This window comes from Flavobacterium chuncheonense (assembly GCF_042686145.1).
Taxonomy (GTDB): domain Bacteria; phylum Bacteroidota; class Bacteroidia; order Flavobacteriales; family Flavobacteriaceae; genus Flavobacterium; species Flavobacterium chuncheonense.
The window spans coordinates 16792-39702 of the sequence record NZ_JBHUPC010000012.1 but is presented as its reverse complement, the minus strand read 5'-3'; the positions used below and the strand labels follow the sequence as shown (position 1 = coordinate 39702).

Annotated in this window: 19 protein-coding genes; 8 read left to right on the top strand and 11 right to left on the bottom strand. The window is 30.5% G+C overall.

The window, feature by feature from the left end; translation table 11 throughout:
* The first annotated feature begins 113 nt into the window (after positions 1-113).
* The 8 genes from ACFS5J_RS04110 (at position 114) to ACFS5J_RS04075 (ending at position 9343) form a co-directional block, all read left to right on the top strand.
* On the top strand, positions 114-719 hold the full coding sequence (locus ACFS5J_RS04110) for a GTPase domain-containing protein (protein WP_379810748.1): 606 nt from the start codon (positions 114-116) through the stop codon (positions 717-719).
* On the top strand, positions 720-1214 hold the full coding sequence (locus ACFS5J_RS04105; protein ID WP_379810747.1) for a hypothetical protein: 495 nt from the start codon (positions 720-722) through the stop codon (positions 1212-1214).
* Positions 1211-1951, top strand: a complete 741-nt coding sequence (locus ACFS5J_RS04100) for a hypothetical protein (RefSeq protein WP_379810746.1) — start codon at positions 1211-1213, stop codon at positions 1949-1951. The genes ACFS5J_RS04105 and ACFS5J_RS04100 overlap by 4 nt, the downstream gene beginning before the upstream one ends.
* A gap of 186 nt (positions 1952-2137) precedes the next feature.
* Positions 2138-3256, top strand: coding sequence for a cysteine desulfurase family protein (locus ACFS5J_RS04095; protein ID WP_379810745.1), 1119 nt, complete (start codon positions 2138-2140; stop codon positions 3254-3256).
* On the top strand, positions 3256-4884 hold the full coding sequence (locus ACFS5J_RS04090; RefSeq protein ID WP_379810744.1) for a UvrD-helicase domain-containing protein: 1629 nt from the start codon (positions 3256-3258) through the stop codon (positions 4882-4884). Before ACFS5J_RS04095 ends, ACFS5J_RS04090 begins: the two co-directional genes overlap by 1 nt.
* A 106-nt stretch (positions 4885-4990) precedes the next feature.
* Positions 4991-6580, top strand: a complete 1590-nt coding sequence (locus tag ACFS5J_RS04085) for a DEAD/DEAH box helicase (protein ID WP_379810743.1) — start codon at positions 4991-4993, stop codon at positions 6578-6580.
* A gap of 22 nt (positions 6581-6602) precedes the next feature.
* Positions 6603-8378 (top strand): ATP-binding protein, encoded by a 1776-nt coding sequence (locus tag ACFS5J_RS04080; RefSeq protein WP_379810742.1) that lies wholly within the window; start codon positions 6603-6605, stop codon positions 8376-8378.
* 41 nt (positions 8379-8419) lie between these two features.
* Positions 8420-9343, top strand: coding sequence for a hypothetical protein (locus ACFS5J_RS04075; RefSeq protein WP_379810741.1), 924 nt, complete (start codon positions 8420-8422; stop codon positions 9341-9343).
* 54 nt (positions 9344-9397) lie between these two features.
* Here the strand turns inward: ACFS5J_RS04075 and ACFS5J_RS04070 are convergent, their stop codons facing one another.
* The 11 genes from ACFS5J_RS04070 to ACFS5J_RS04020 all read right to left on the bottom strand — a co-directional run bounded on the left by ACFS5J_RS04070 (position 9398) and on the right by ACFS5J_RS04020 (position 22769).
* Positions 9398-11362 carry a hypothetical protein gene (locus tag ACFS5J_RS04070; protein ID WP_379810740.1) on the bottom strand — a complete coding sequence of 655 codons (1965 nt, stop codon included), beginning with the start codon at positions 11360-11362 and terminating at the stop codon, positions 9398-9400.
* Positions 11362-11955 (bottom strand): hypothetical protein, encoded by a 594-nt coding sequence (locus ACFS5J_RS04065; protein ID WP_379810739.1) that lies wholly within the window; start codon positions 11953-11955, stop codon positions 11362-11364. Before ACFS5J_RS04065 ends, ACFS5J_RS04070 begins: the two co-directional genes overlap by 1 nt.
* Before the next feature lie 9 nt (positions 11956-11964).
* Entirely contained in the window at positions 11965-13092 is a 1128-nt protein-coding gene (locus ACFS5J_RS04060) for a phosphoadenosine phosphosulfate reductase domain-containing protein (RefSeq protein ID WP_379810738.1), read from the bottom strand.
* Positions 13089-16319 carry an ATP-binding protein gene (locus ACFS5J_RS04055; protein WP_379810737.1) on the bottom strand — a complete coding sequence of 1077 codons (3231 nt, stop codon included), beginning with the start codon at positions 16317-16319 and terminating at the stop codon, positions 13089-13091. Before ACFS5J_RS04055 ends, ACFS5J_RS04060 begins: the two co-directional genes overlap by 4 nt.
* Positions 16309-17196, bottom strand: a complete 888-nt coding sequence (locus ACFS5J_RS04050; protein ID WP_379810735.1) for a DUF4007 family protein — start codon at positions 17194-17196, stop codon at positions 16309-16311. The genes ACFS5J_RS04055 and ACFS5J_RS04050 overlap by 11 nt, the downstream gene beginning before the upstream one ends.
* A 101-nt stretch (positions 17197-17297) precedes the next feature.
* Entirely contained in the window at positions 17298-18215 is a 918-nt protein-coding gene (locus ACFS5J_RS04045; RefSeq protein WP_379810733.1) for a DUF6371 domain-containing protein, read from the bottom strand.
* Between the two features lie 84 nt (positions 18216-18299).
* The gene (locus ACFS5J_RS04040; protein ID WP_379810732.1) at positions 18300-19583 is read right to left on the bottom strand and encodes a DUF3987 domain-containing protein; all 1284 of its coding nucleotides are present in this window, start codon (positions 19581-19583) and stop codon (positions 18300-18302) included.
* A gap of 4 nt (positions 19584-19587) precedes the next feature.
* On the bottom strand, positions 19588-19935 hold the full coding sequence (locus ACFS5J_RS04035) for a helix-turn-helix domain-containing protein (RefSeq protein WP_379810731.1): 348 nt from the start codon (positions 19933-19935) through the stop codon (positions 19588-19590).
* Positions 19936-20079: 144 nt separating this feature from the next.
* Complete coding sequence (locus ACFS5J_RS04030) at positions 20080-21072, bottom strand: hypothetical protein (protein WP_379810730.1); 993 nt, start codon at positions 21070-21072, stop codon at positions 20080-20082.
* Positions 21059-22207, bottom strand: a complete 1149-nt coding sequence (locus ACFS5J_RS04025) for a tyrosine-type recombinase/integrase (RefSeq protein ID WP_379810729.1) — start codon at positions 22205-22207, stop codon at positions 21059-21061. Before ACFS5J_RS04025 ends, ACFS5J_RS04030 begins: the two co-directional genes overlap by 14 nt.
* Complete coding sequence (locus ACFS5J_RS04020) at positions 22197-22769, bottom strand: helix-turn-helix domain-containing protein (RefSeq protein WP_379810728.1); 573 nt, start codon at positions 22767-22769, stop codon at positions 22197-22199. The genes ACFS5J_RS04025 and ACFS5J_RS04020 overlap by 11 nt, the downstream gene beginning before the upstream one ends.
* Between the last annotated feature and the right edge of the window lie 142 nt (positions 22770-22911).

Here is a 22911-nt window from a genome sequence, read left to right as displayed (position 1 = left end):
AATTTCTTTACTTTTTTATAAAAACTTCAAAAACAAGTTGTAATAGTATTAAAAAAATAATTAGTGAATTTGATAAATGTTCACTATGAATTAAAATTTAAAGACATAAATCAATGTTACCATTTATAATAGGGGGAGTAGTTTTACTTGCGGGCATGGGGGTATTTAGATATTCACTTTTAAGTAGTAAGAAGAAAGAAATTTATGTTTCAGTACTAGGACCAAGTTCTTCAGGGAAAACTACGTTACATAATTTTTTGAGAAATACTAGTTATAGAGATGCTACGATTGGTCACAATGATCTAGACAAAGTAGTGATAAAAAAGGACTCAAAAAAAATAACAATTAAAAAAGGAAAAGATATTGCTGGAACTGAACAAGCTGTTAAGGCTTATTATAAAGATGAAATTAAATTAAGTGATTTTTGTTTCTTCATTTTTGATTCCTACTTGGTTTTAAGAAATGAAACATACTCTAAAGAAGTAAATGCTAGATTAAACTTTATTAATAAATTTTGTAGAAATATTAATAAAGAAGACATCAAAATAATACTTATTGCATCTCATTTTGATAAATTAAGAGATGAACAAACAAATAAGAAATTAATTTGGGAAAAAATAAGTAAAATTGCTTCGGAAGGGAAAATTAACAAGCCTATTTATATTGATTTAACTAATAAAAATCAATTGGATATTCTTAAAAAAGAACTTTTTAAATAGATGGAAAATAATTTGTTAATGTGGATACAAAATGAAGCGAATGGTGAATTTGACTATATGTTTTATGGAAGTCAACTTTTAATGAAAAGTGATTTACAAAAAGTAAAAATCGTTAGAGAAATGGTTTTTAATAATCCAAATGCTAAAACAATTTGGAAAGATAAAAACTATTCTCAATCATCTGTTTTAAAAATAAATAGTAATTATATTATTACTGGAGTTTTAAAAAGTGAGGATTGTAATAATAGGAAATTACCATTTATGTTTTATTTGCCATCTAGCATGGAGAAAATAGAAGATAATATTTATCTAAACCTGAAATTAATCGATAAAGAAATTGATGAAGAATTACTGAATCAATTATTATCAAAAGCCAATTCAAATGATGTATTCATTAAATTTACATTTATTACTAATTATAAAAAAAAAGTAATTTTAAGTAGTATTTTAATGCTTATATTAATATTGCTTTACAAAATATTTTATTCAAAATGAAAAAAATAACTTCAAAAGTTGTAGTTTTTGCTAGAGAGGAAGATGTTATGGCCTCAAGGTATGAAGATAATTACGAGGAAGTAATGTCTAAAGATATCATTATGTTACCTAATGATAAAATTTCGGAATTTAGTAGAAATTATAAAATATTAGGAAATAAAAAAGTAGCTAATAATTCAGTGTTAATTGCACACCCATATAAAGAGAATTATTTTATAAATATTGAAGATAGTGATGAAATCATTCAAAGAGAAAAACTAAATAATACTGCTGATTTAGCTAGACTTCTAGGAGCGAAAAAAGTAGAGGTGCTTAGTATATCTCAACATGAAATTAATAAACATTATGATTTTAGTTTCGATGGTAAACTTAAAGTTAATACTTTAAAAATTGATGTTGTTAAAAGCTTAGACGAAGATACAAAGAAAGCCTTTTCCTTAATTAATAAATATCCTGGAGCAATTCCAGACTATCCAAAAGCTTTGGAAAAATTAGATGAATATGGTTTGGAAATAGATCCAGAAGTCAAAGCTTTAGTGGAATCTAGAAATCCTGATGATAGAAACCTTTTATCAAGTCAACAAATTAAGTTAATGACTACAAGTGAGATAAATGAGAGTTTAGACGTTGCTTCTAGTTTAATAGCTTTAGGGGGAATTTTAGATATTTCTGTAAATTTTAAAAGTAGAATATCTTATCGTAAATCGGTAGAATTAACAATTAATATAGAGTTCTAAAAATAGAAGAAATTATTAATTTATTTCCATTAAAGTCATGTAACGTTATATTTAGTAAAATTTTAATTTAAAATTAATCTCGGGTTATTTTTTTCTTAATATTTCTTATAGATTTACATTTTATTATGGTTTTCCTCAATTTTAATCACATTGTTTTTCGTATTATTGTAATTCATTTAAAAAGTTATGCAGATTTATTATTTCGATAATGCTTCAACTACAAAAATTGATAAAAGAGTTCTTGAAGTCATGTTGCCTTACTTTAATGATTTTTTTGGAAATGCATCTAGCATCCATGAATTTGGCAAAAAAGCAAATCAAGCGATTGAAATAGCACGAAATCAAGTTTCTGATTTAATCAACAGTATGCCTAGTGAAATCATATTTACATCTGGAGCTACAGAATCTATTAACATGGCAATCAAAGGATTCGTAGAATCAAATTTTGGAAAAGGAAATCATATTATTACTGTAAAAACCGAACACAAAGCAGTTTTAGATACCTGTAAATATTTGGAAGAACGAGGCGTCGAAGTTACTTACCTTGAAGTTGATCATGGTGGTTTAATTTCTTTGGAGGATTTAAAAAAAGCAATTAAACCAGAAACCTTTTTAATTGCAATAATGTATGTGAATAATGAAACTGGGGTTATACAACCAATCAAGCAAATAGGTGCTATTGCAAGTGAAAATAACATTCCTTTTTTCTGTGATGCTACACAAGCAGTAGGTAGAATACCTGTTGATGTAGTTGTTGATAATATAGATATGCTTTGTATAAGCGCACACAAACTAAATGGCCCAAAAGGAGTAGGAGTGTTGTTCAAGAAGAAAAATATTGAACTGACTCCTCTGATGCATGGAGGTGGACAAGAAAATGGTCTCAGAGCTGGTACATATAATACTCCACTTATAGTTGGACTAGGTAAAGCTTGTCAAATTGCGAAAGAAGAGTCAGAATCAAATTCACGAATAACAGAAGTTCTTCATAAATATTTGATCACTAAGCTAGAAGAAATTAAAGGTGCTTTTATAATTGGTACTCCTAATTCAAAAGTAAATAGCATTTTAGATATTTTTATTCCAGGTTTAAATGCGAATGTTTTTATTCCTAAGATGACAAATATAGCGTTAAGCAATGGTTCCGCTTGTACCTCTCAAATCATTCAAAGTTCCCATGTGTTAAAAGCAATGGGTTTAACGGATATCGAATGTAACCAGTGTATTAGAATTTCACTAGATAAATCAACATCAGAAAACCAAATTGACCAACTAATAACCACATTAATAACCGAAATAAAATAATGATTTATCCTGCTACCTACCAAAATAATAACAGTGCCGAGGAAAAAGTCTATAATGCATTAGCCAAATTACCGGATGAGGATTTTACAATTTTTTACAACCAACAATTTACTTCAATACATCCTGCTGAGAAAAATGAATATGAATTAGATTTCATAATTGCTGACCATAGAAATGGAAAGTTAAATGCGATTATCGTCGTTGAGGTAAAAGGGGGAAATATGGCATACGATGGTGTAAACAAAGTATGGACCCAGAATGCTAGACCAATGACCAAAGCACCAAACGATCAAGCTTCCTCAAGTATGAATAGTTTGGTTAAGCGATTTAAGTTTTTGTCCCAAAATGTAACTTTTCATTGGGTTTTATGGTTTCCAGATGTAACAATAAGAGAAAATGAATGGTTGCCTACCAATGTGTCTAAGGACCGTTTGTTAGATGCTCACTCTTTAAGTTATGTCGATAAAGCAATACCACATCTATGTAATGAACTGTTGCAAAAAAGTACTAGAGCAGGAGCTCCTATGGCTGATTTTCTTAAGTTTCAAACCAATTTACTTCGAAGTGTGGGCTTCTTTAAACCCTTACACAAAGAATTTGAAGAGAATGAATTGACGTTTAAAAAGCTTACAAATGCACAAGCTAAGATTTTTAAATACATAGATAAAAACCAGAATATTTGTGTACAAGGACCGGCCGGTTCAGGTAAAACATTTATTGCTTATAATAAGGCGCTGGAGTATGCCGAGCAAGGATTAAAGGTAATGTATGTTTGTTTTAATAAAGCGCTAGCTACTGAGTTAAGACACCGTTCACGCAACCAAAATATTCCACAAGACTATAAAGTTGAATTTACCAATTTCCACTATTGGGCAAAACGTATAGCCGAAACCAATCCCTCATTCAATAACACTAAAGAAAGTGATGACTTTTTCATAACCTATATTCCTAACAAAGCCAAAGAAATGATTGTTGAACCTATGTATGATGTGTTAATCATAGATGAAGGTCAGGACTTTAGAGAAAATTGGTTGGAGTTGTTAAATAAGGTATTAAAGAAGGAAGGACGCTTTTTGTTTTTAATGGATGAAAATCAAAACATATTCGAGACTTTTAAAGGAGTGCCACATCACCGTGATATTACAAAATGTCATTTAGAAGAAAATTGTAGAAATACAAAGTTGATTATCGATAAGCTAAAAGAAGCCTTACCAGAGGCAACGATGATTCCAATGGAAGGATCTCCCGATGGGCAACCAGTAAAATACATACAGTTTGAGGATAATGAAGGGCAAATTGCCGAATTAGACAATCAAATCCATAAGTTGTTGAATAAAGGAATTAGACCCAATCAAATTATGGTTTTAACCAATAATGGAGAAAACGGTTCTAGTTTAAAAGGAGTAAAAACATTAGGGGATAAAAGATTGATAACCACCTTTGATCGAGAATATGGTAAGGACGAAAATTGTGTAGCTCAAACTACCATTAATGTCTTTAAAGGGCTTGAAGCCGATGTGGTGTTTATTTTAGACGCACAAAACATTCCGAGTAAAAAGAACTTGTATACACAGGCAAGTAGAGCAAAACAATTACTATACGTGTTTAATGAGAACTTACTAAATTAAAACTTACTAAAAAGATTGATAGCATAGTAGGGTGGGGTTAATTGATTAAAAATTAACGATGTATTTGGTTTTTGTTTATGCTGTTTTGACCAAAATTCAATAAATAATGGATATTAATAAATTAATTGATAAAATTGATGAAGGTTGCCTTCAAGATATACTCGGTGAATCACTAACTATTATAACTGGTTTAAGTGATCAAACTATTACGATTCCTAAACTCAAAGCAGCTTTATTAAATGTTTATGGATATGAAGGCATTTTAACTGAGCCTACGGTATTCAAGAAAATAGTACCAAAAATTGCTAAGGAGGATGCAATTATTCTTTGTGAATTTTTGTCATTAAAATTCGTAAAAGACCATCCTTGGCAAGCTTTAGAAGACTTGAAATTTAATGATTTAGTAAAAAGTAGATTATGTCAGTTTTTTGGATTAGAATACAAGCCAATTACAAAAGAAAGCGTTGAACCATTTAAAGATGTATCCCCTGCGTATCCTTCATTTCTACATCAAATAATAGCATTAAATAAAGTAAAGGAAATTCTATTTGTAAATAATAAAACCAAAGTATTATTACACATGCCAACTGGTTCTGGTAAAACTAGAACTAGTATGAATTTAATATGCGAATACCTTCGAAATAATTTAGATAAAAAAGTTATCTGGTTTGCCAATACTGAAGAATTATGCAGACAAGCTTCAGATGAATTCGACAAAGCATGGAGTAAACTAGGGAATAGACAAATTCAAAAACAGAATATTTGGGGAGGAAATCAATTTGATCCAGCAATAAAAAACTGTTTTATTATATTCAGTTTGCAATCATTTATTAATTTGTATTCTATAAAATCTGAAATTGCTACAAAACTTTCAGGTGAATGTGGTTTGGTAATTATGGACGAGGCACACATGTCTATTGCACCAAAATACAAATTAGCAATAGATATTCTACTCTTTAAAGATGCTAAGCTTCTTGGACTATCTGCTACCCCTGGAAGAACTTGGAATAATCCTGAAGAAGACTTGTTGTTAAGTAACTATTTTGAAAAGCAAAAAGTTACGCTTATGGTGGAAGGTTATGATAACCCGGTTGATTACCTAATTCAAGAAGGATACCTAGCGAAAACTATAAATAGTTCATTGTTATATGATGGGGGGATTGCTCCAACGCAAAATGATTTAAATTTTCTTAAAGATGAACTTCAATTATCTAAAACATTCTTAGATCGTCTTTCTGTAGATAGTGCACGTAATATCTTGATTTGCTCCAAAATCAAATCGTTAATTAATAAGCACAACAGAATTATAGTTTTTGCAATGAATGTAAAGCATTCAAATGTTTTAGCTTTAACTCTCTCTGCTTTTGATATAGAAGTTTATTCAATTTCATCTGAAACAGATAATCAAGTTAGAAAAAATGCAATAAGCAGATTTAAATCAGACGAAGATAAACCAATTATATTATGTAATTATGGAGTTTTGACTACTGGTTTTGACGCCCCTAAGACAAGTTGTGCTGTTATAACTAGGCCAACTGATTCTTTAGTGTTATATAGCCAAATGGTGGGACGAGTGATACGTGGTCCAAAAGCAGGTGGAAACGAAGAAGCTGAAATTGTAACTGTAGTTGATACAAAACTCCCTGGATTTGATAAAGTTTCAGAAGCATTTTTCAATTGGGAAGATGTTTGGTAAATAAAATTTAACCTTTAAAAATATGATTATACCTCCTAATTTAGCTATTAGATCTCTTAGGGACAATGGTTATAAGAACGCCGCTTCGGCAATTGCAGAATTAATAGATAATTCCATTCAGCACAAATCAAAAAATGTTGAATTAGTTTGTTTAGAGCAGGATATACAATTAAAAAGCAGTGTTCGTTCTCAATTACATCGAATAGCAGTAATTGATAATGGTTCGGGGATGAACGAAGATGTGCTTTACAGAGCTTTACAATTTGGAAATGGAACGAATTTGAATCCTGAAAACCAAAAAGGAATGGGAAAATTTGGGATGGGCTTACCATCTTCTTCTATCTCGCAAGCTAAAAAAGTTGAAGTTTGGACTTGGAAAAATGGTCTAAATAGTGCTATTTATAGTTATTTATGCGTAACGGAAATTGAGAAAGGAATAATGACTGATGTTCCTGAGCCAATTTCGAAAGAAATTCCTAGCGAATATATTAAAATAAGCAACTTAATGAAAGATTCACAAAGTGGAACTCTCGTTTTATGGTCAAATTTAGATCGTTGTAATTGGAAAACTGCAACCAGTATTTTTAAACACTCGGAAAGTTTAATAGGTAGAATGTATAGGTATTTCATTGATTCAAAAAAAGCTGAAATTAAGTTTTTAGCCTATAATACCTCAAATTATGACAAACCGACGATTAATGTTTTAGCTAAACCAAATGATCCTCTGTATTTAATGTCAAATACAGCTTGTCCTGATCCATTTCACGACAAACCAATGTTTGAAAAATGGGGAAATGACATTATTTATCCTGTTAAATATGGTGAGATAGAATCTCAAATTAAAGTTAGATTTTCATATTCAAAACCAGAATCAAGAGCAAATGTCAGAAACGCGGGTGATTTACCTTATGGTAAACACGCAAAGACAAATATTGGTATTTCAATATTGAGAGCCAATAGAGAGCTACTTTTAGACAAATCATTAACCATTGGACATAATACAAGAGAACGATGGTGGGGTTGTGAAGTAGAATTTGAACCTGAATTAGATGAAGTTTTTGGGGTTACAAATAACAAACAATATGCCTCAAATTTTACCGAAGTAGCTTCAATTGTTAAAGGTGTTGAGGATAATTTGATTTCAAAAGAGGAGATAAATGATGAATTTGACGAAGAAGATCCAAAAAAAGTTTTAGTAAATATTATATTAGACATAAATAGTAAATTATCAACTATTAGGAGCCTAATCCAAAGTCAAAAAGAAGGAAGTGGTGGAGAAAAAGCAAGACATACTAAAGATTCAAATACTCCAGAAAGCATAGCTACTGATGCTTCAGAAAAAAGGGAAAGTGAAGGAAAAAAATCTGTTAGTGATAATAACCCTCATATAAAAGATCAAGATATTGATATAGTAACTGAAGAACTAAAGGACGAGGGATTATCTGAAGAAGAAATTGAAAATTTAATAAAGTTCGATGAAAAGTATGTCATAAGTAGTACCTCCCTAGACTCAGATGCATTTTTTTCAGTAAATGTGAAGTACGATAAAGTGCTTGTTCAATTAAATGTAAACCATCCCGCTTATAGAAATTTAATGGAAATCTTAGATGACAACGAACTTAGTACTGAAATGTCATATGAAGAAAGATTGAAAAAAGCATCTTTAGGAATCAAGCTTTTACTTTTATCGTGGGCTCGATATGAGGACGAGCAAATAGGTAATTTCAAAGAAAGAGCCCAACAATTTAGACGTGAGTGGGGGAAAGTAGCCAGAGATTTTATGGACATTGAAGACTAAATATGCTTTACAAAAGCCAACATAATTTAAATAAAGGAGTAATGGATTTCATTAATGATAGTGAATCCATTACTTTATTTTCAGCTTATATAAAGTTGCAAGAGCTTAAAGCAATAAACCATTTAGAACGGATCAAACAAATTGTGGTACGTTGGGAAATCGAAGACCTGTGTAAAGGAGTTTCTGACTTAGAATTATATAAATATTGCCTAGACAATAATATTGCTTTGTATAGGAATACAAGGCTTCATATGAAGGCTTTTTGGAATAATGAAGACAAAGTTCTTTTTGGTTCCGCAAATGTTACGGGTAAAGGAGTTGGAGAAGCTGCCAATTGTAATTTTGAATTAAATGGTTTAGCTGAAGGAATTAAAATCGAAGATCTGTATTATTTAAACAAAGTAATCGCTTCAAGTGAATATGTTGATAATGAATTGTACGGTAAGATCAAAGAGGTAGTTGATAAAACGGTACAGCCAATTATAGAATTTCCTGAATTGACTACAAAAAAAGGTACTGTTGATCATTTTTTGATGTCGCAGCTTCCAATGTGTAAATCTCCTGATGATTTATACGATATAGCACGCAAAGACGATGAGTACGATACTTTTGAACAAAATTGTGCCGCTCACGATTTAGCAATTTATAATATAAATCCTTTAATAGAGTATCCTTTATTTAAAGAAGAATTAAAAGCAAAGTTCAATAGCCACCCTTTTATATTAGCTTTAAAGGAATATATTAAAGCGCAGGAATTTAGTTCGCTTCGTTATGGTGGTGTGGTGGATTGGATTCAAATCAATACGACCACCGTGCCTACTCCACAAAGATGGGAAATTAAAAAGGAAGAAATAGTAAACAATTTGTATAATTGGATTTGTGAATTTGATTCCAATTTTACTTGGGATGTGCCAGGAGCTAGAAGTCAAGTGATATTTTATAAAAAGGAATTTTTAAATTCATAAAAAAAGGCATCTAGTTTTAACCAAATACCTTTTTTTATATATAGTTATGAAATGCTACTTTGATAGGTTGTTGATGAAAATACTTTTAATATAATTAATCTTTAATTCAACGTATGCCGCTGCATCCTTCTCAGCTTCTGCCTCATTATTATCCTTTGCCTTTTGATAATCATTCATGATTAATCCTTTTATTCTAGATTTAAACTCATTTAACTGCAAAGAGTTTAGTTTTTCGATTTCTTCTTTACTATTGAATGTTTTACATTCAATACAAAATTTTAGAATTTTAGATATAGCTCTAACGCCTATTGAATTATACTTTATATTGCTTCCATAAAATAATATATCTGACCAAAAATTAGTTGATAAGCCAGGGTATTTGGTTGTTAATTCTTTATATTCTGTATTTATAAAGTTTGTATAATTTTCATTCTTTTGATCTTCACCAAATAACTTATAACCACTTTTGTTAATTATTTTAATAGTAGAGTTGTATTCAGCTAAAAATTCGTTAGTTAATTGGAGATGTCTTTCGTTTGTTATTTGGGAACCTCTGTTAGTTGTAAGAAAGTTGTAGAATAGATCAATTATAGCTTTTTGGCCTACAACAGACATGAGAATAAAATAGTCCTTATTCAAATGTTCCTCACATTCACGTTTTAATTTACTGAATTGTGTTTCCTCTTTCGAGAATCTGTTTACAGGAGATTTTAATACGATATCACTTAATTCAGAATTTCTATCAAATATTGATTTTTCCCTTAAAAAACTTATCAGTAAAGAGTATGGTTGTAAATTATTAAAAAAGCATATAAATGATTCTCTGTAAATTTTTTCAAAATTTTCTTTTGCAACTAAAAGTGTTTGTCTATCGAAACTAAAGAGTTCAAATTCGTCATCCTTCCAAATTTCTTTATATTCATTAAAGCTGTCTTTTAGTTTTTTTATAGGAAGTCCCTTTTCATCAATTGTATCGTCTATAAAAAAATAATCATTAAGTCTAGAAATCCATTGACGTACTTTTTCTTCGTCATTTAATTCGGTAATCTTCGAAATGTCTTTTTTATTTAATAGTTTTTCATGAAAAATACTATGAAGATTTAACACACTTGTTACATATGGTAATTCATGTTTTGAAGCAGTCGTATGCCAGTCAATTAGTTCTGGTTTAATATATTTTGATTCTTCACATTGATCATCATCAACTATTGATTGTACGAACAAAGAGGCTAAATCGTTGTCATCCATAATGATTTGTTTAGCTTTTGAAACTTGGACAGGGTGTTTATTAATATCGATAAAAATTTTTCGATAAAAATTAATTGGATTAAGTTCTCTATCTTCTGATGAGATAGAAAGATTACTGCCATCAATAAAAATAACCTCTTGCTTCCATAAATTATATTCTGAGCTAGGGTCTTTTGAAGCTTTTTTTAATGATTCAAATCTATGCTGTCCATCTATAACAATGGCAAAATATTTAGATTTGTCCCAAGCGAACAGATTGAAATTAATTGATTCGAAAGGTCTCGCAATAAAAAGTCCTTTTGCATTAGATAATCTTTCCCCTTCTAATATTTCTTTTTCTAAACCTTTATTTGAAAAATTTGAATTGGACAGCAATTTTGCAAGAGCAGCTGTGGTATAATCATCTTCAATAGATTCAGTATATTTTTCAGCCATATTTTCACCGTCCCTAGGCAATAATGCGACCACTATTGGAGGGAAATATTTAACTTTATCATTACCTTGAATAAATTTTCTAGCTATTTCATCAACTCTGGGTATACTTACTTCCCGTTGTAAAATTTTAGAAACAGGCCATTTCTTAATCTTTAATAATTTTTCAAATGTTATAAGATCATCGGATAATTCTTTAACTGTCGTGCTTGATATATATGAGCCAATTTCACTTCCAGTTGCCCCAAATCCACCTTGATATACCTCGTAAACATTTGATAAATCTATGCTAGATTTATTAAATTGGTTATTAAGACTCTTTAATTTTTCTATATCCATTATCCAAATTTTTTTGTTAATCCTGGTTTTACAAATCGTTGATATATCTCTTCATGTATTTTGATTAATTTAGAATCAAATTCTTCTGGAAATATTGAGTAAGATATCCATATGTTGTTTTTCTTTATGTTAAGACTTTCGATATTTGTTAATATATCAGAGCCGGTACCTGCCAAATGTGAAGAAAGTCTCGTTTTAAGATTTTCGGTCATTCCTACATAAAATGGTCTGGAAAAACATAGATTTTTGAAAAAATCGACAAAGTTCTTTCTGTTATGTTCTGATAAATTTAGGTATTCTATTAATTGTGCAGAACGTTTTCTTGATAAACCAAATACAGAATTTTCGTCGGTGTGATCAAACCAAATCTCATTAATCATACCATGGAATTTTTGATCACTAAAATATTCGGGTAAACTCAAACTAACTTCAGAATATTTTTTTAGATCTTCTACAAATTTATCACCAGATAATTTAGGGTCAATATCAGGATAATATACCCAATAATAAATTCCTTTTTCTTGCGGTATTTCATTGTAGTTGTTATCTGAGTAGTATAAGAAAGTTTGATAGTCTAGATCTTTAATTTTCATATTTACTATCTATATAAAACAACTCGCGCAACCTTCGCCTTCCGACTCTAAAATTTCATCTTGCCAGCTAGTTGACGTTTTTGCGTTAGCTTTAGTTTTTTGTGTTCGTAAATAGTGTTCTTTTTTAATGGCCATAACACGCTCCGGACGTTTTAAGTCCTCCAAATGTTCTTCCATCCAGCTATAACCATCTTTTTCATAAGTAATAGCGGCTTCAAACAAATCAGGATGCTGTTCTAATAGCCACACCCATTCAATTTTTTGTTGGTAGAAACAAAAGAAACAGCCCGAACGGCTTCTAGAGTAACTTCCCTTTTTAAGTTCACCATTAATTTCTACCTCATATTCTAAGGGTAAATAATAGGCGGGAATACCCACTCCTGAATCATCAAGTATTTTAAAGATTTCATTAATGCCCAAAACCTCATCATTCTCAATTAACGAAAAGCTTTCCAGCTTACCTACAGGATAATCTGTCGTTTTTAAAAACTCAAAAACAACTTTGTTAAACAACTTGACATTGCTATCGAGTAAAGCATTAAGCTTTTGCTTTTGCGTAAAACGCATAGAAATGGGTTGTTCTACATATTGTAAAATAATCGCCAATTGTCCTTCTGGTGCCAATTTTTCATACTGTTCTTTTACAAAAGGCATATTGTTGTTGGCAAGGAACTTTTTGATTACATCTTCACTCCAAATGTTTTTACGGAAGGGAAAGATCGATTGAATGTTTTCCTTTTTTGAGATATAACCTTCACGGTTTTCGTCACCTCGTATACCAACATAAGAAATGGTAGGGGTATTTCCAATCTCATTTTCAAAAGGCTCTAACTTCATTTTTCCGGTACACCATCTTGCAGTAGCAGAGGGTAAATAGCCGCCATACATCGCTAAAAAGTGATCGAACGGATTTTTCTCCGGCGAGTTCAATTCATCGATTGACTTGTAAAGGCGAATGTTTTTCCCTAAAACTGAATTCAATTTATTGATAAGATCATACGTTTCAGTAAGCTCTTTTCCGGTATCACAGGTATAATATTCCACATTAATATCAGGATGCTTTCGGCTCATATAAATAGCCAAGGCAGCACTGTCTTTACCTCCAGAGATTCCTAATACATGTTTTATTTCGCTCATAATACTACGTTTTCATTTAGTTCCGTAGTCAATAACTCCATGAGTAATTGCTTACGTCTATGTGTGTCTAAGGTGGTTAATTTTTCTAATAATTGATTTTTAATAATTTCAACCTCAGCATTGGGCTCATTGCTTACAATGATTTTATCATCTAAAATCTTTCCTGCCGAACTAATCATTTGAATAGATACCATTTTACGGTGATCAGTTGCGTCAAATTTGTGAAGTTCAGAAGCCTTAATTAATCCTAGTAAATATTCTTCTAAGTTAGTAACCAATAACAATTCTTCCTCATCGATCATCTTGTCAATTGGTTTGCCTAGTGCTGCATCTGCAACCGATTTCAACCATGAAGCGCGATCATCCAAAGGAGATACTAGTCGTTTGTAGAAAATAGATTGCTCAGTACCTAGTAAGCTTAAGTTGATGTTTTTTAATCGACTTTGAATCTCAAATTTGTAACCAACAAACTCAGAAGATTCACAGTAAAAAGTTTTTACAATTTTTTCTTCAATGCGGTCAAGCAAAGCATCATAAGCAGTTCGTATTTCTCGAATAGCATTTTGTATGTGATCCGTGTACGACTTTAGTTTTGATTCGTCATCGTTAATTGAAATTGAATGAAATCCTAAAGCGTTAGGGAATTGTTGAAACAAAGCATCTTCAGGATCCTTAGCGTTTTTAATAGCTTCACGCAAACTTATGGCAGTATTAGATAGTTTTCGTGTGTTTAATGTGTATTCATTCAGGCCGCGATAAAATCGTAGGAAATTACCAAAAATAGCCAAGAAGGTACTTTTGGTTCCTAATTCATCGTTATTGGTTTGAACCAATTCCTTATAACTCTCTAGTAGGTTTACTTTCAATCCCGAAACATCGTAGCTCTTTATAGAGTAGTTTGCTGGCGACTTATGAATCAAATCCAATACGTCTTCAGTAATGTACGGAACAAATCCATTTACATCATGAAACAAAGCAAAATCTTCTCTATTGATAATTAAAAAAGTAGGAATCCAAAATTCAACAAATCCCTTTTTTAATTTATAAGGAGCTTTACTTAATAAAGTGTAAAGTTCACCTAAGTTCCTTCTAGAAGAACTAGCAGATTTGACAAAGTCATTACATTCCTTCCAAAGCGGTAAAAAGCTTGTATCTGTTGGAGTAGTAAATCCAAAATGGTGTAACGAATCTATTTCACGGTGAATACCAGTATCTTTTAGTAAAGTAATATAGATAGATTTTTCAGGTGGAAATTTTTCTGCAGGAAAACCTAAATTCTCTTCGCGTTCTTTATGCAGTAAGTGACGAATAAACGACTTTCTAGCAGTTGCAATTTGCGAACTTATAAACTCTTTGTTTACCAATTCATTGCGGTAATGAGGGGCATTAATATAAACCTCATCACAAATAGTAGATAGCGTAGCATTAAGTTGTTTCTTCGAGCTTATAGATAAGACTTTTCCATTGTAATACCATACATTTTCATTACCACTGATAAATAAGTTAGCCAAAACTAATTTTTCAAGTTCTTGGGTATGGAATTTTAATTCTTGTGCCAACAAGCGGGTAGCATTAATATCTTCAGCATGTTTTTTAATTAAAAACTGAAGCTTATTAATGGTAAAAATCTCGTTGTGTATTTCTTTTGAGTTTTTGTAAAGTACAAATAAATTACTACCTGAATTTTTAGCAGCAGCTTTAATCGCTTTTTCTTTTATTTCAGTATCAAAAACCAAGTTAATGTACCCATCTATTGGTCCTTCTGCTTGAGTGATTTCGTTGAGATCTGTTAGAATTTTAAATTCAAAAAAGCGGGGCGTACCTTTTTCTATAGAGTTCTTTTTTACCGGAATAACAGGAAACTGCACCAAATCAGAAATCGCTTCATTAACCGAAAAGTCATGGTTGATTTCCTTAGAAACATCTGCTAACTCTTGTTCAATATCAATATCCGTTCCTTCTAAAAAGTTAAGTTTATTGTTGTGCTTGTAAAAGCGAATGATTCCGGTTTTTTCTAATTTGTCTACACCTTTTTCAAATTCCGATTGAGCAATATCAGTGGTACGCGCTAAATAATTTGAAATAGTTTTTTTGTCAAATTTACTCCCAGCTTTAGTGAAGATATTAGCCAAGCAAATGGTTTTAATTAATGAGGCTAAAAGTTCGTAATTGCTGTCTTCAATCAATTCAATGCGCTCGAGTGCTCTAAAACAAGTTTGCCATTGTGCACGGTGCGGATTATTGAAACTATAAATTTCACTTCCTAAGGTGTTAATCAAATAATCAAAAACCTGAGATATAGCATAAAACTTCCCTTCAAATTTATTGATGGAATATTTAGTAGTATCGTTTAAAAAAGTAAATAACGAACGCTCATTTTGCCCATAGCGTTGTAAAGCATTCATTAAAACATTGGCTGACAACCAATCTAAAGGATACAACGATCGTGCTAAGTCACGAGTGGTTTCATCACTAAAAGGAACAAGTTTACTACTCTTGATTAACTTGATAAGTTCATTAAAACAACTATCAAAATTGTCTGGAATTTCAAAATGATGAAGTCGTTTAGATGCAAAAAACAACAACTGTTCAACCGGCTCATTAAATAGGAGCTCTATAAAACGTCCTTTAATTTTTTCCCATTCCAATTTCTCAGATTGATCTAAGGAACTAGAGTAGGAAATAAAGCTTTGGTGTAAGGTGATGATAAAAAAGACATTCTTGCTGTCATCGTTAGCCCATTCAGAAATCATTTGCAATAAATACAAATCATTTTGCTGCTTGTTCTTTGAGATGTATTCCAAAAACTTACCAAACTCATCAATGACAAGAACTAATCCTTTGTTCTTTTTAGCCGCTTTTACTCTTCGTAGTTCAAGTGCTTCAAGTATTGTTTTAGAGTCACCGCTTTCGAGTTTCAGGCTTTTAAGTAATGCATCGGTTAACGAATTAGAATCACCAATTAATTTAATGAATTCAAAGGAGTTAACTCCTGTTTCGTAGTTATTACTGAAATAAATCTTTTCTTTTAATAAGTTTTTTTCTAATGCCCACAAAAAGGTTGATTTACCTGTCCCATAGTTTCCAATTAAGGTAAATGATTTATTACCTCGCCCGCTATTACTAACAATTCGTTCATAAATTTGAATAGCATTAGGGGTAACTACATAATTCAAGTCTTTCGACTCGTCTCTTAATATATTTGTTGAGATATTATTATACTCCATAATACGATGCTAATAAATTGCTTGGGTAATCTGTTGTGGTTCCTTTTATTTGAAGTTGTCTAACACCTGCGTCGTCCTTGTAGATAAATTCCGGATAAGAACTACACAAAGATTCAATTTGTTGATCTAACCCGTCATTAGATAGGCAGAAATAAGACCCAATAGTTCTTCGTAGCTCATCATAACCAATTTCGTTTCGGTCAGATAAGTAATCAAGTAAACAATAGGCAAATATTGCTGTAGGTAGAGAATCTCGTTGCACTTTGTTAATGCGGTAAACAGTTTGCCCATTTTCATTTTTGCTATCCAGTGAAGAAATTAAATCAAGCTCCAACAAAGGCGCATTAAAGTCATCTTCGATAGTTTTTAATGATTTTGTAGGGGTCGCATACGATTTTGTAAAAGCTTTGTAGTCCGAGATTAAAGTATTCTTACTTACTTCACGTTCGTTATTGTCGCGTATTTGTTTTTCAAGAAAATTAACGATCTGTGATTCCGAAAATTCTAAGGTTACTTTATCTTGAAAATATTCCGAAAAAATCAAATGGTAAATACTTGCGTATTGTGTGTTACAAATTTTATATTGCAACAACCATAATGTACCTTCGTCTTCTAAATAAGGGTCATAAGCTTTTTCCCCTAAAAAGAGTTGATGAGCAAAATCAACAACCGCATGTTCTTCATTTAATAGTCCAAACGACTTCAACCAATGTTGTATCGATTGTACCATATTCTTTCCTACTCCCAATTTTGAAATAGCAATATCAGGTCTATTTAAAACGGTAATGCCTTCTGATTCAATTAGTTTGACTCCTTTTGCAAGCCATTGTTGTCTACAATGAAAAGTGTCGTGACCCGAAAATTTAAAATTACTCATACATTTATATTGATAATGCAATTTACTTTAAATGGATGAAGTTCTCCAATTATAATATTAAAAATTATCAACAATAATTTAATTACTTGTAAATCAGTAGTTTATATAATTATGTTGATTTTTCTAATAAAATCCTCTAAATCATAATTGTAAATACCTTCTTTTTTTAATTCTTCATCTGATTTACCTTCAGTCATATCACAAAGGCTTATATTTATCCCTTGTTGACGAAGTTCATATACTTTTTTAGCCGCAATTGCTACAGCATTTTCACTAAGATCAGGTACAAGTATAACATTAAAGCTTGTTAATACTTGCGCCTTTTCTGCTGTAAGCCCATTGATACCACCATAAGCAAGCCACGCATATTGAGGCATGTTAATATAACCATCTATTGCAGTTTTCTCACTTTCAACTAATACTACTTTACTATTTTTATAGTTAGGGTAACTCAGAAGGTGCTCTCCATATAAACACGAAAGATATCCATCTTCGTTTTTAAAAGGAACTTTAAACTTATTTGTTCTTCTGCCTTCTTCATTATAATAGGAAATTTTATTTTTCTGCACCTGTAATTCAATGTTGATATTCCAAAATATTGTTCCACCATCATTTGAAGTACCGATTGCATATATTTCTTTAGCATCTTGAGTTTTAATATCACCATATTTCTTTCGAAAATATTGCAACAAATTATTCTCAGGTAGAAGATGAAATCCTTTCCAAATTTCATCTTCTGGTATATACTTTTGTTCTATTGTATTTTCGTTGCAACTTGTTGCAACAGTATTTTTTCTGTGTATATGATTATTTTTTATAATCCCATATTCAGATTTTTTTTTATTTGATATAGGAGGTAAAGTTGCAATTCCACAAGAATGACAATAACCATATTTTTTTGATAGATTTTTATAATTAACAAATTTTCCATCTTTATTTTTTTTGTTGCAACAAGGTGTAATCAAAGAATAATCTCTTTTTGTGTCAAATGATAATTTATGATTGTTTTTTATTAGCATAATCTAAAGTGTTATGAAACATGAAACTTGAAAAAGCAGCTTGAAACTTCGTTAAGTATTGAAAACACATTTGCTAAGCGATGATTAGCTCTTAGTTTCAGGTTTCACGTTATTCAATTCTTCACGAAATCTCCTTGAAATTGTTGGAGTACTTAGTTCAGTTAACTTTGCTATTATGTTTTGAGGAACTCTATTTTTAATTGCTAAACGAATAATTTGTGTTATATCAAGACGACTACTATCTTTTTTATTATTCATTGCATTAACAATTTTGAAATTGGTTAGATAAAAATTATTTATTTCAATTGCTAGTGAAACAGTTTCTTTTGTTATTGAATTTTGAAAAGTACTAGACGCAGCATTTTTCATTAGATGTACGATTATTATAAGTTTATGGATTGATATTTGTGATTTGGAAAGATATTCCTTAATGTTTTCAGGAGCTTTTTCCTGTTCGTAAACCAAACTTTGTACATATTCCAATAAAATTGTATTTGCATCATTTTCAAATTTTAGGTCTAATTGTTCTACTTCCTGGGATTCTTCAATTGATTTTCTACATTTGATTAAATTTTCAATGGAGTTCTCATAAGCAGAAATTACTTTATCTGGAATGCTTTCTGTAGTAATTTTTGGATTTGAAGTTAATTTAACAGTAAATAATAGTCTATCAATAAATCCACTCTCTAGGTTACCATTTCCGAATAAAATTGGAATAAATTGCTCTTGAATAGTACCAATTAATGTTACATAGCTCTTATTGATTCTAAAACATTCGCTAGTTCTTCTAGTTACTTCAATTGAACCATTTGTAAAAGCCTCTAAAAAAAAGCTACGGTATATAATACCATCAGCACTATTACTTGACATTTTAGTTATGATTGAGTAGAGTTCATCAATGATTAGACCGATTGAGGTTTGATTATGATAATGAGCAAATTGTAGTGCTTGTATTGTAGCATCTTGAATTAAGAATTTTTTGTTTTTAATGTTTTCAAATTCATCTGAATTTGAATTTTTATATGATTCTGAATCATGCTCATTTAAAATTTTTGTTGCAATTTTTAACCCCTCAGATTTTACATCACCACGACTACCAACTAAAGCAAAATATAAATTACCATAATTTTTATAACCTAATGCCTCAAGTCTAAATACAAGTCCAGCTGTACTGCTAAACGAAAACAATATAGCCCCTAATTGATATTCTTTAGGAACTCGTTTATGTTTGAATGCATTTTCTATTAAATCATGAATTTCAGTTGGAAGTTTATTTAGGATAGAGTTTAATTGATTAGTAGCAAGTTCTTTTAAGTCTTGATTTTGTGACAGAATATTATTAATGTCGTTTATATTATTTATTTTCATGGCTTTATTTTTTAAGGTTTAAAAAAGGGTTATTGGCTAAATATTGATCTACTGTTGCATCTAGTTGATTTTTAGATTGGCTTTTACCTTCTTTCAACCAATTCAAAATATCGCTTTTAGAAAAGCGTAACATTTTTCCTTTTTTGATAAATGGAATAGAATTTCGGTGTACATGACCGTAGATAGTAGGTTTGGTTAAACCGATGAACTTTGATAATTCATCAATGTTTAAAAATTTCTCTTCAGGAGTTACAGTTGTAGTGTTTTGTAACTCTATTTTGACCTTCTCTGCGATTTGCTCTGCAAGTACTTTAATACCTTCGTCACAGAGCATATAGATTTTTGGGTTCATGATTTAATGATTTTGATTAATAATGAGCCAAAACTATAAATGAAAAATCCCCAAATGAATAGTTTGGGGATGGCTTGGGGACGGTTGGGGACGGTGTAATTACTTTGAAAACAATTGTTTATGATTTGTTTTTTCAATCAATTTTTATTGGTTTTCTTCAGATTTTAATTTATAACTGTGCTTTTTTAATGTTTGTATTGTGATTTTATAAATTTTAGAATCGAGCTTATTGATAATATTTTCGATAATAATTCTAGTGTTAATAGAACTCCCTTTACGTTCATATCCTGAAGATATTTTTTTATAACTATTTGAATTATCGGAACTCTTTTCAAAGAGATCGGTTCCATCAAATGGACCTAATAGACATGTCAATTTTGCTCTTTCGGTAAGTGGAATTCCATATTTGTCGACTAAACAATAATGTAATAGTAGTAGTTTTTCATCTAATTCGAAATTAGGTTTCTGTAGTTGTTCTTTTATGACAAGATTTTGTTCTTCTTTCGAAAGAATAGGAGTTTGATCTATTTCGTAAGTTTCATTATTCCAGTTATTAATCTTTTTAATTGCAACAGGAATAGTTGAATTAGGATTAAATTTTGAATAGGTTTTTCTATAGAGATCACTATTGACTATATGGCCGTCAAATTTTTCAAAAGTAAATTCCTCGTAGTAATCATTTGTATAAAATAGTTTGTATAGTTGACTATTTCTGAGTAACAGACTCTCTGTTTTTTTTGCCGCATCATATTTTAGAAGGCAGCTTACAAATCCTTCAAAAGTAAGGTTGTCAAAATCTTCGTCATATTGCCTATTATTTAGCTTTTTTTTTAAATCGGTCTCTCGATATTTATTAAAAATTTCATTTTTAAGAACTAAATAAGGTACATCCGCATTTGAGTCATAGTTGTCGAATGATCGCCAAAATAATGTATAAAAGGATTCGAAATGGCTACTGTATTTATTGATAAAATTTGGCTCTATGAAATTTTCCCAAATTAGAGATCTAGTATTTTCTATAGCGTATTCAGGAGATCGTCCTTCTGATTTATAATTTTGAAAAGTTTTTATTGCGAATTCTTTTAATTTTTTATTTTCTTGGTTTGTAATTTGTTTATGGTTTTTAAGAAATTCCATCTAAATCTAAGTTTAAGCGGTTAGCGGCTTCAATTTTATTTTTATCTAATACCTTTGCATATATCTGCGTGGTAGAAACATTTTTATGTCCCAACAATTTAGAAACCGTGTAAATATCAGTTCCTTTGGCTAGTTGTAGTGTTGCATAACTATGACGGAAATTATGAAACGAAATTTTTTTGTTGATTCCTGCTGCTTTAAGCCATTCTTTCAAAGGACTTGAAATTTGAGAATATTTAATATCTCCAAAAACAATTCCTGTTGTAGTGTTTTGTTTTTTTAAAATTTCGTAAGCCGTTTTTGAAATAGGGTGATTTTGAATCGATTTTGTTTTTTGCTCCCTAAGTTGAATGTAATATCCTTGGTGTTTATCTTCATATACATTTTTCCAGTCCAAATTGTTTACATCTACAAAGCGCAATCCTGTTAAAGCTGAAAAGAGTGCCATATGTTTCACTTTCTCATTTTTAATAGGGGTTTTCCAAAGCAGTTTTAATTCTGTCTCTGATAAATATTCTCTATGGGTTTCTTCTTCTTTAATGAATTCTGCATCTTCTGCAAGATTCTCTTCAATTAAGTTTCTTTTGTAGGCTTGTTTCAAGACTGCAATAAATTGTTTAAAATAGGTAGAAGCGGTATTTCTTGAAATCGTTTTAGATTTATCTATATTTCGTAAAGTTTCTACGTTAAGCAAATAGTTGCGGTAACGTGTAACAAATAGACTATTCAATTGACCAGTATAGAATCCTTCACTACAGAAATTTTTGAAGTGATTTAATGAAGAATTCCAACTTCCATAATTAGATTTTGACCCATTGTTGTAATATCCGTCAACGATTTCTTGATAGAATTTAATAAAATCTACATTTAAACTGACATTGTCTTTGAAACCGAATTCTTTGTTGCGGATTTGAACCTCACGTTTTGAACGAATTAAGTTTGCAACAGATAAGGTTTCTTTATTGAATTTTCTCTCATCTGGAGTTTTTGGAGTTTTATAGATGTGTAGGTTCAAGAATTCTCTCCTTGTACTCTTGCCTGTATCAGGACTTACAATAGGAGGGTAGTAATCAAGATATAAACTTATTTTATCTGATTTTAATTGTTTCTCCCTCAATTTAACTTTAGTCATCATGATTCGAAAATATTTTGTCGATGTCCGATTTTTTTACCAATGTAAATTTTCCTTGCTGTTTTTTAGGGATTTCTAAACGCTTAATTACTTTATATAGTGCCGACTCTGAAATATTGTACTTTTCAGTTACTTCCTTTAAAGTGTAAGAATTTTCTAAAGTAATCATATTTTTTAAATTATCCTTGTTGATATTCTGATTCTCCCAACTCATATCAAAATAGCTATCAATATCCTTTCTACGAATCATTGTTTTTCTAGCTGAAAAATTATAAGCATTCAGATTCTTTGATTCTATTAATCGATATATCGTTCTTGAAGACATGTTTAATATTGTTGCCACTTCTTTCACTGTTAGAAAATCTTTTTCTTGTATGGTTTGAAAATTAGGATTGGTTTTATTTTTAATGCTCTCTGCAGATGCGATTATTTTGGCTTCTCTTAATTTTCTTTTATAGTCTTTTCTATTACAGTCATGAGAGCAATATCGAGTTATTAATGTTTTTGCGATGTACTCTTTTTTACAATATTCACATGTTTTATTTATTCTAATATTCGAACTCATATCGTTATTGTTTTAATCCTTATTATTTTTAGCTGAAAAAAGGTAAGTGTAAATAGTGCGAAATAAGCGACACGATTTTTGGTATTTTCAAAATTATGAAAAAAAATATTTTTGGAGGTACAAGTCATGCACAAAAGATTAA

Bases quoted from the DNA above. Each gene is read 5' to 3' on its own strand.
- ACFS5J_RS04110 (WP_379810748.1), top strand. From the start codon at position 114: ATGTTACCATTTATAATAGGGGGAGTAGTTTTACTTGCGGGCATGGGG.
- ACFS5J_RS04105 (WP_379810747.1), top strand. From the start codon at position 720: ATGGAAAATAATTTGTTAATGTGGATACAAAATGAAGCGAATGGTGAA.
- ACFS5J_RS04100 (WP_379810746.1), top strand. From the start codon at position 1,211: ATGAAAAAAATAACTTCAAAAGTTGTAGTTTTTGCTAGAGAGGAAGAT.
- ACFS5J_RS04095 (WP_379810745.1), top strand. From the start codon at position 2,138: ATGCAGATTTATTATTTCGATAATGCTTCAACTACAAAAATTGATAAA.
- ACFS5J_RS04090 (WP_379810744.1), top strand. From the start codon at position 3,256: ATGATTTATCCTGCTACCTACCAAAATAATAACAGTGCCGAGGAAAAA.
- ACFS5J_RS04085 (WP_379810743.1), top strand. From the start codon at position 4,991: ATGGATATTAATAAATTAATTGATAAAATTGATGAAGGTTGCCTTCAA.
- ACFS5J_RS04080 (WP_379810742.1), top strand. From the start codon at position 6,603: ATGATTATACCTCCTAATTTAGCTATTAGATCTCTTAGGGACAATGGT.
- ACFS5J_RS04075 (WP_379810741.1), top strand. From the start codon at position 8,420: ATGGATTTCATTAATGATAGTGAATCCATTACTTTATTTTCAGCTTAT.
- ACFS5J_RS04070 (WP_379810740.1), bottom strand. From the start codon at position 11,362: ATGGATATAGAAAAATTAAAGAGTCTTAATAACCAATTTAATAAATCT.
- ACFS5J_RS04065 (WP_379810739.1), bottom strand. From the start codon at position 11,955: ATGAAAATTAAAGATCTAGACTATCAAACTTTCTTATACTACTCAGAT.
- ACFS5J_RS04060 (WP_379810738.1), bottom strand. From the start codon at position 13,092: ATGAGCGAAATAAAACATGTATTAGGAATCTCTGGAGGTAAAGACAGT.
- ACFS5J_RS04055 (WP_379810737.1), bottom strand. From the start codon at position 16,319: ATGGAGTATAATAATATCTCAACAAATATATTAAGAGACGAGTCGAAA.
- ACFS5J_RS04050 (WP_379810735.1), bottom strand. From the start codon at position 17,196: ATGAGTAATTTTAAATTTTCGGGTCACGACACTTTTCATTGTAGACAA.
- ACFS5J_RS04045 (WP_379810733.1), bottom strand. From the start codon at position 18,215: ATGCTAATAAAAAACAATCATAAATTATCATTTGACACAAAAAGAGAT.
- ACFS5J_RS04040 (WP_379810732.1), bottom strand. From the start codon at position 19,583: ATGAAAATAAATAATATAAACGACATTAATAATATTCTGTCACAAAAT.
- ACFS5J_RS04035 (WP_379810731.1), bottom strand. From the start codon at position 19,935: ATGAACCCAAAAATCTATATGCTCTGTGACGAAGGTATTAAAGTACTT.
- ACFS5J_RS04030 (WP_379810730.1), bottom strand. From the start codon at position 21,072: ATGGAATTTCTTAAAAACCATAAACAAATTACAAACCAAGAAAATAAA.
- ACFS5J_RS04025 (WP_379810729.1), bottom strand. From the start codon at position 22,207: ATGATGACTAAAGTTAAATTGAGGGAGAAACAATTAAAATCAGATAAA.
- ACFS5J_RS04020 (WP_379810728.1), bottom strand. From the start codon at position 22,769: ATGAGTTCGAATATTAGAATAAATAAAACATGTGAATATTGTAAAAAA.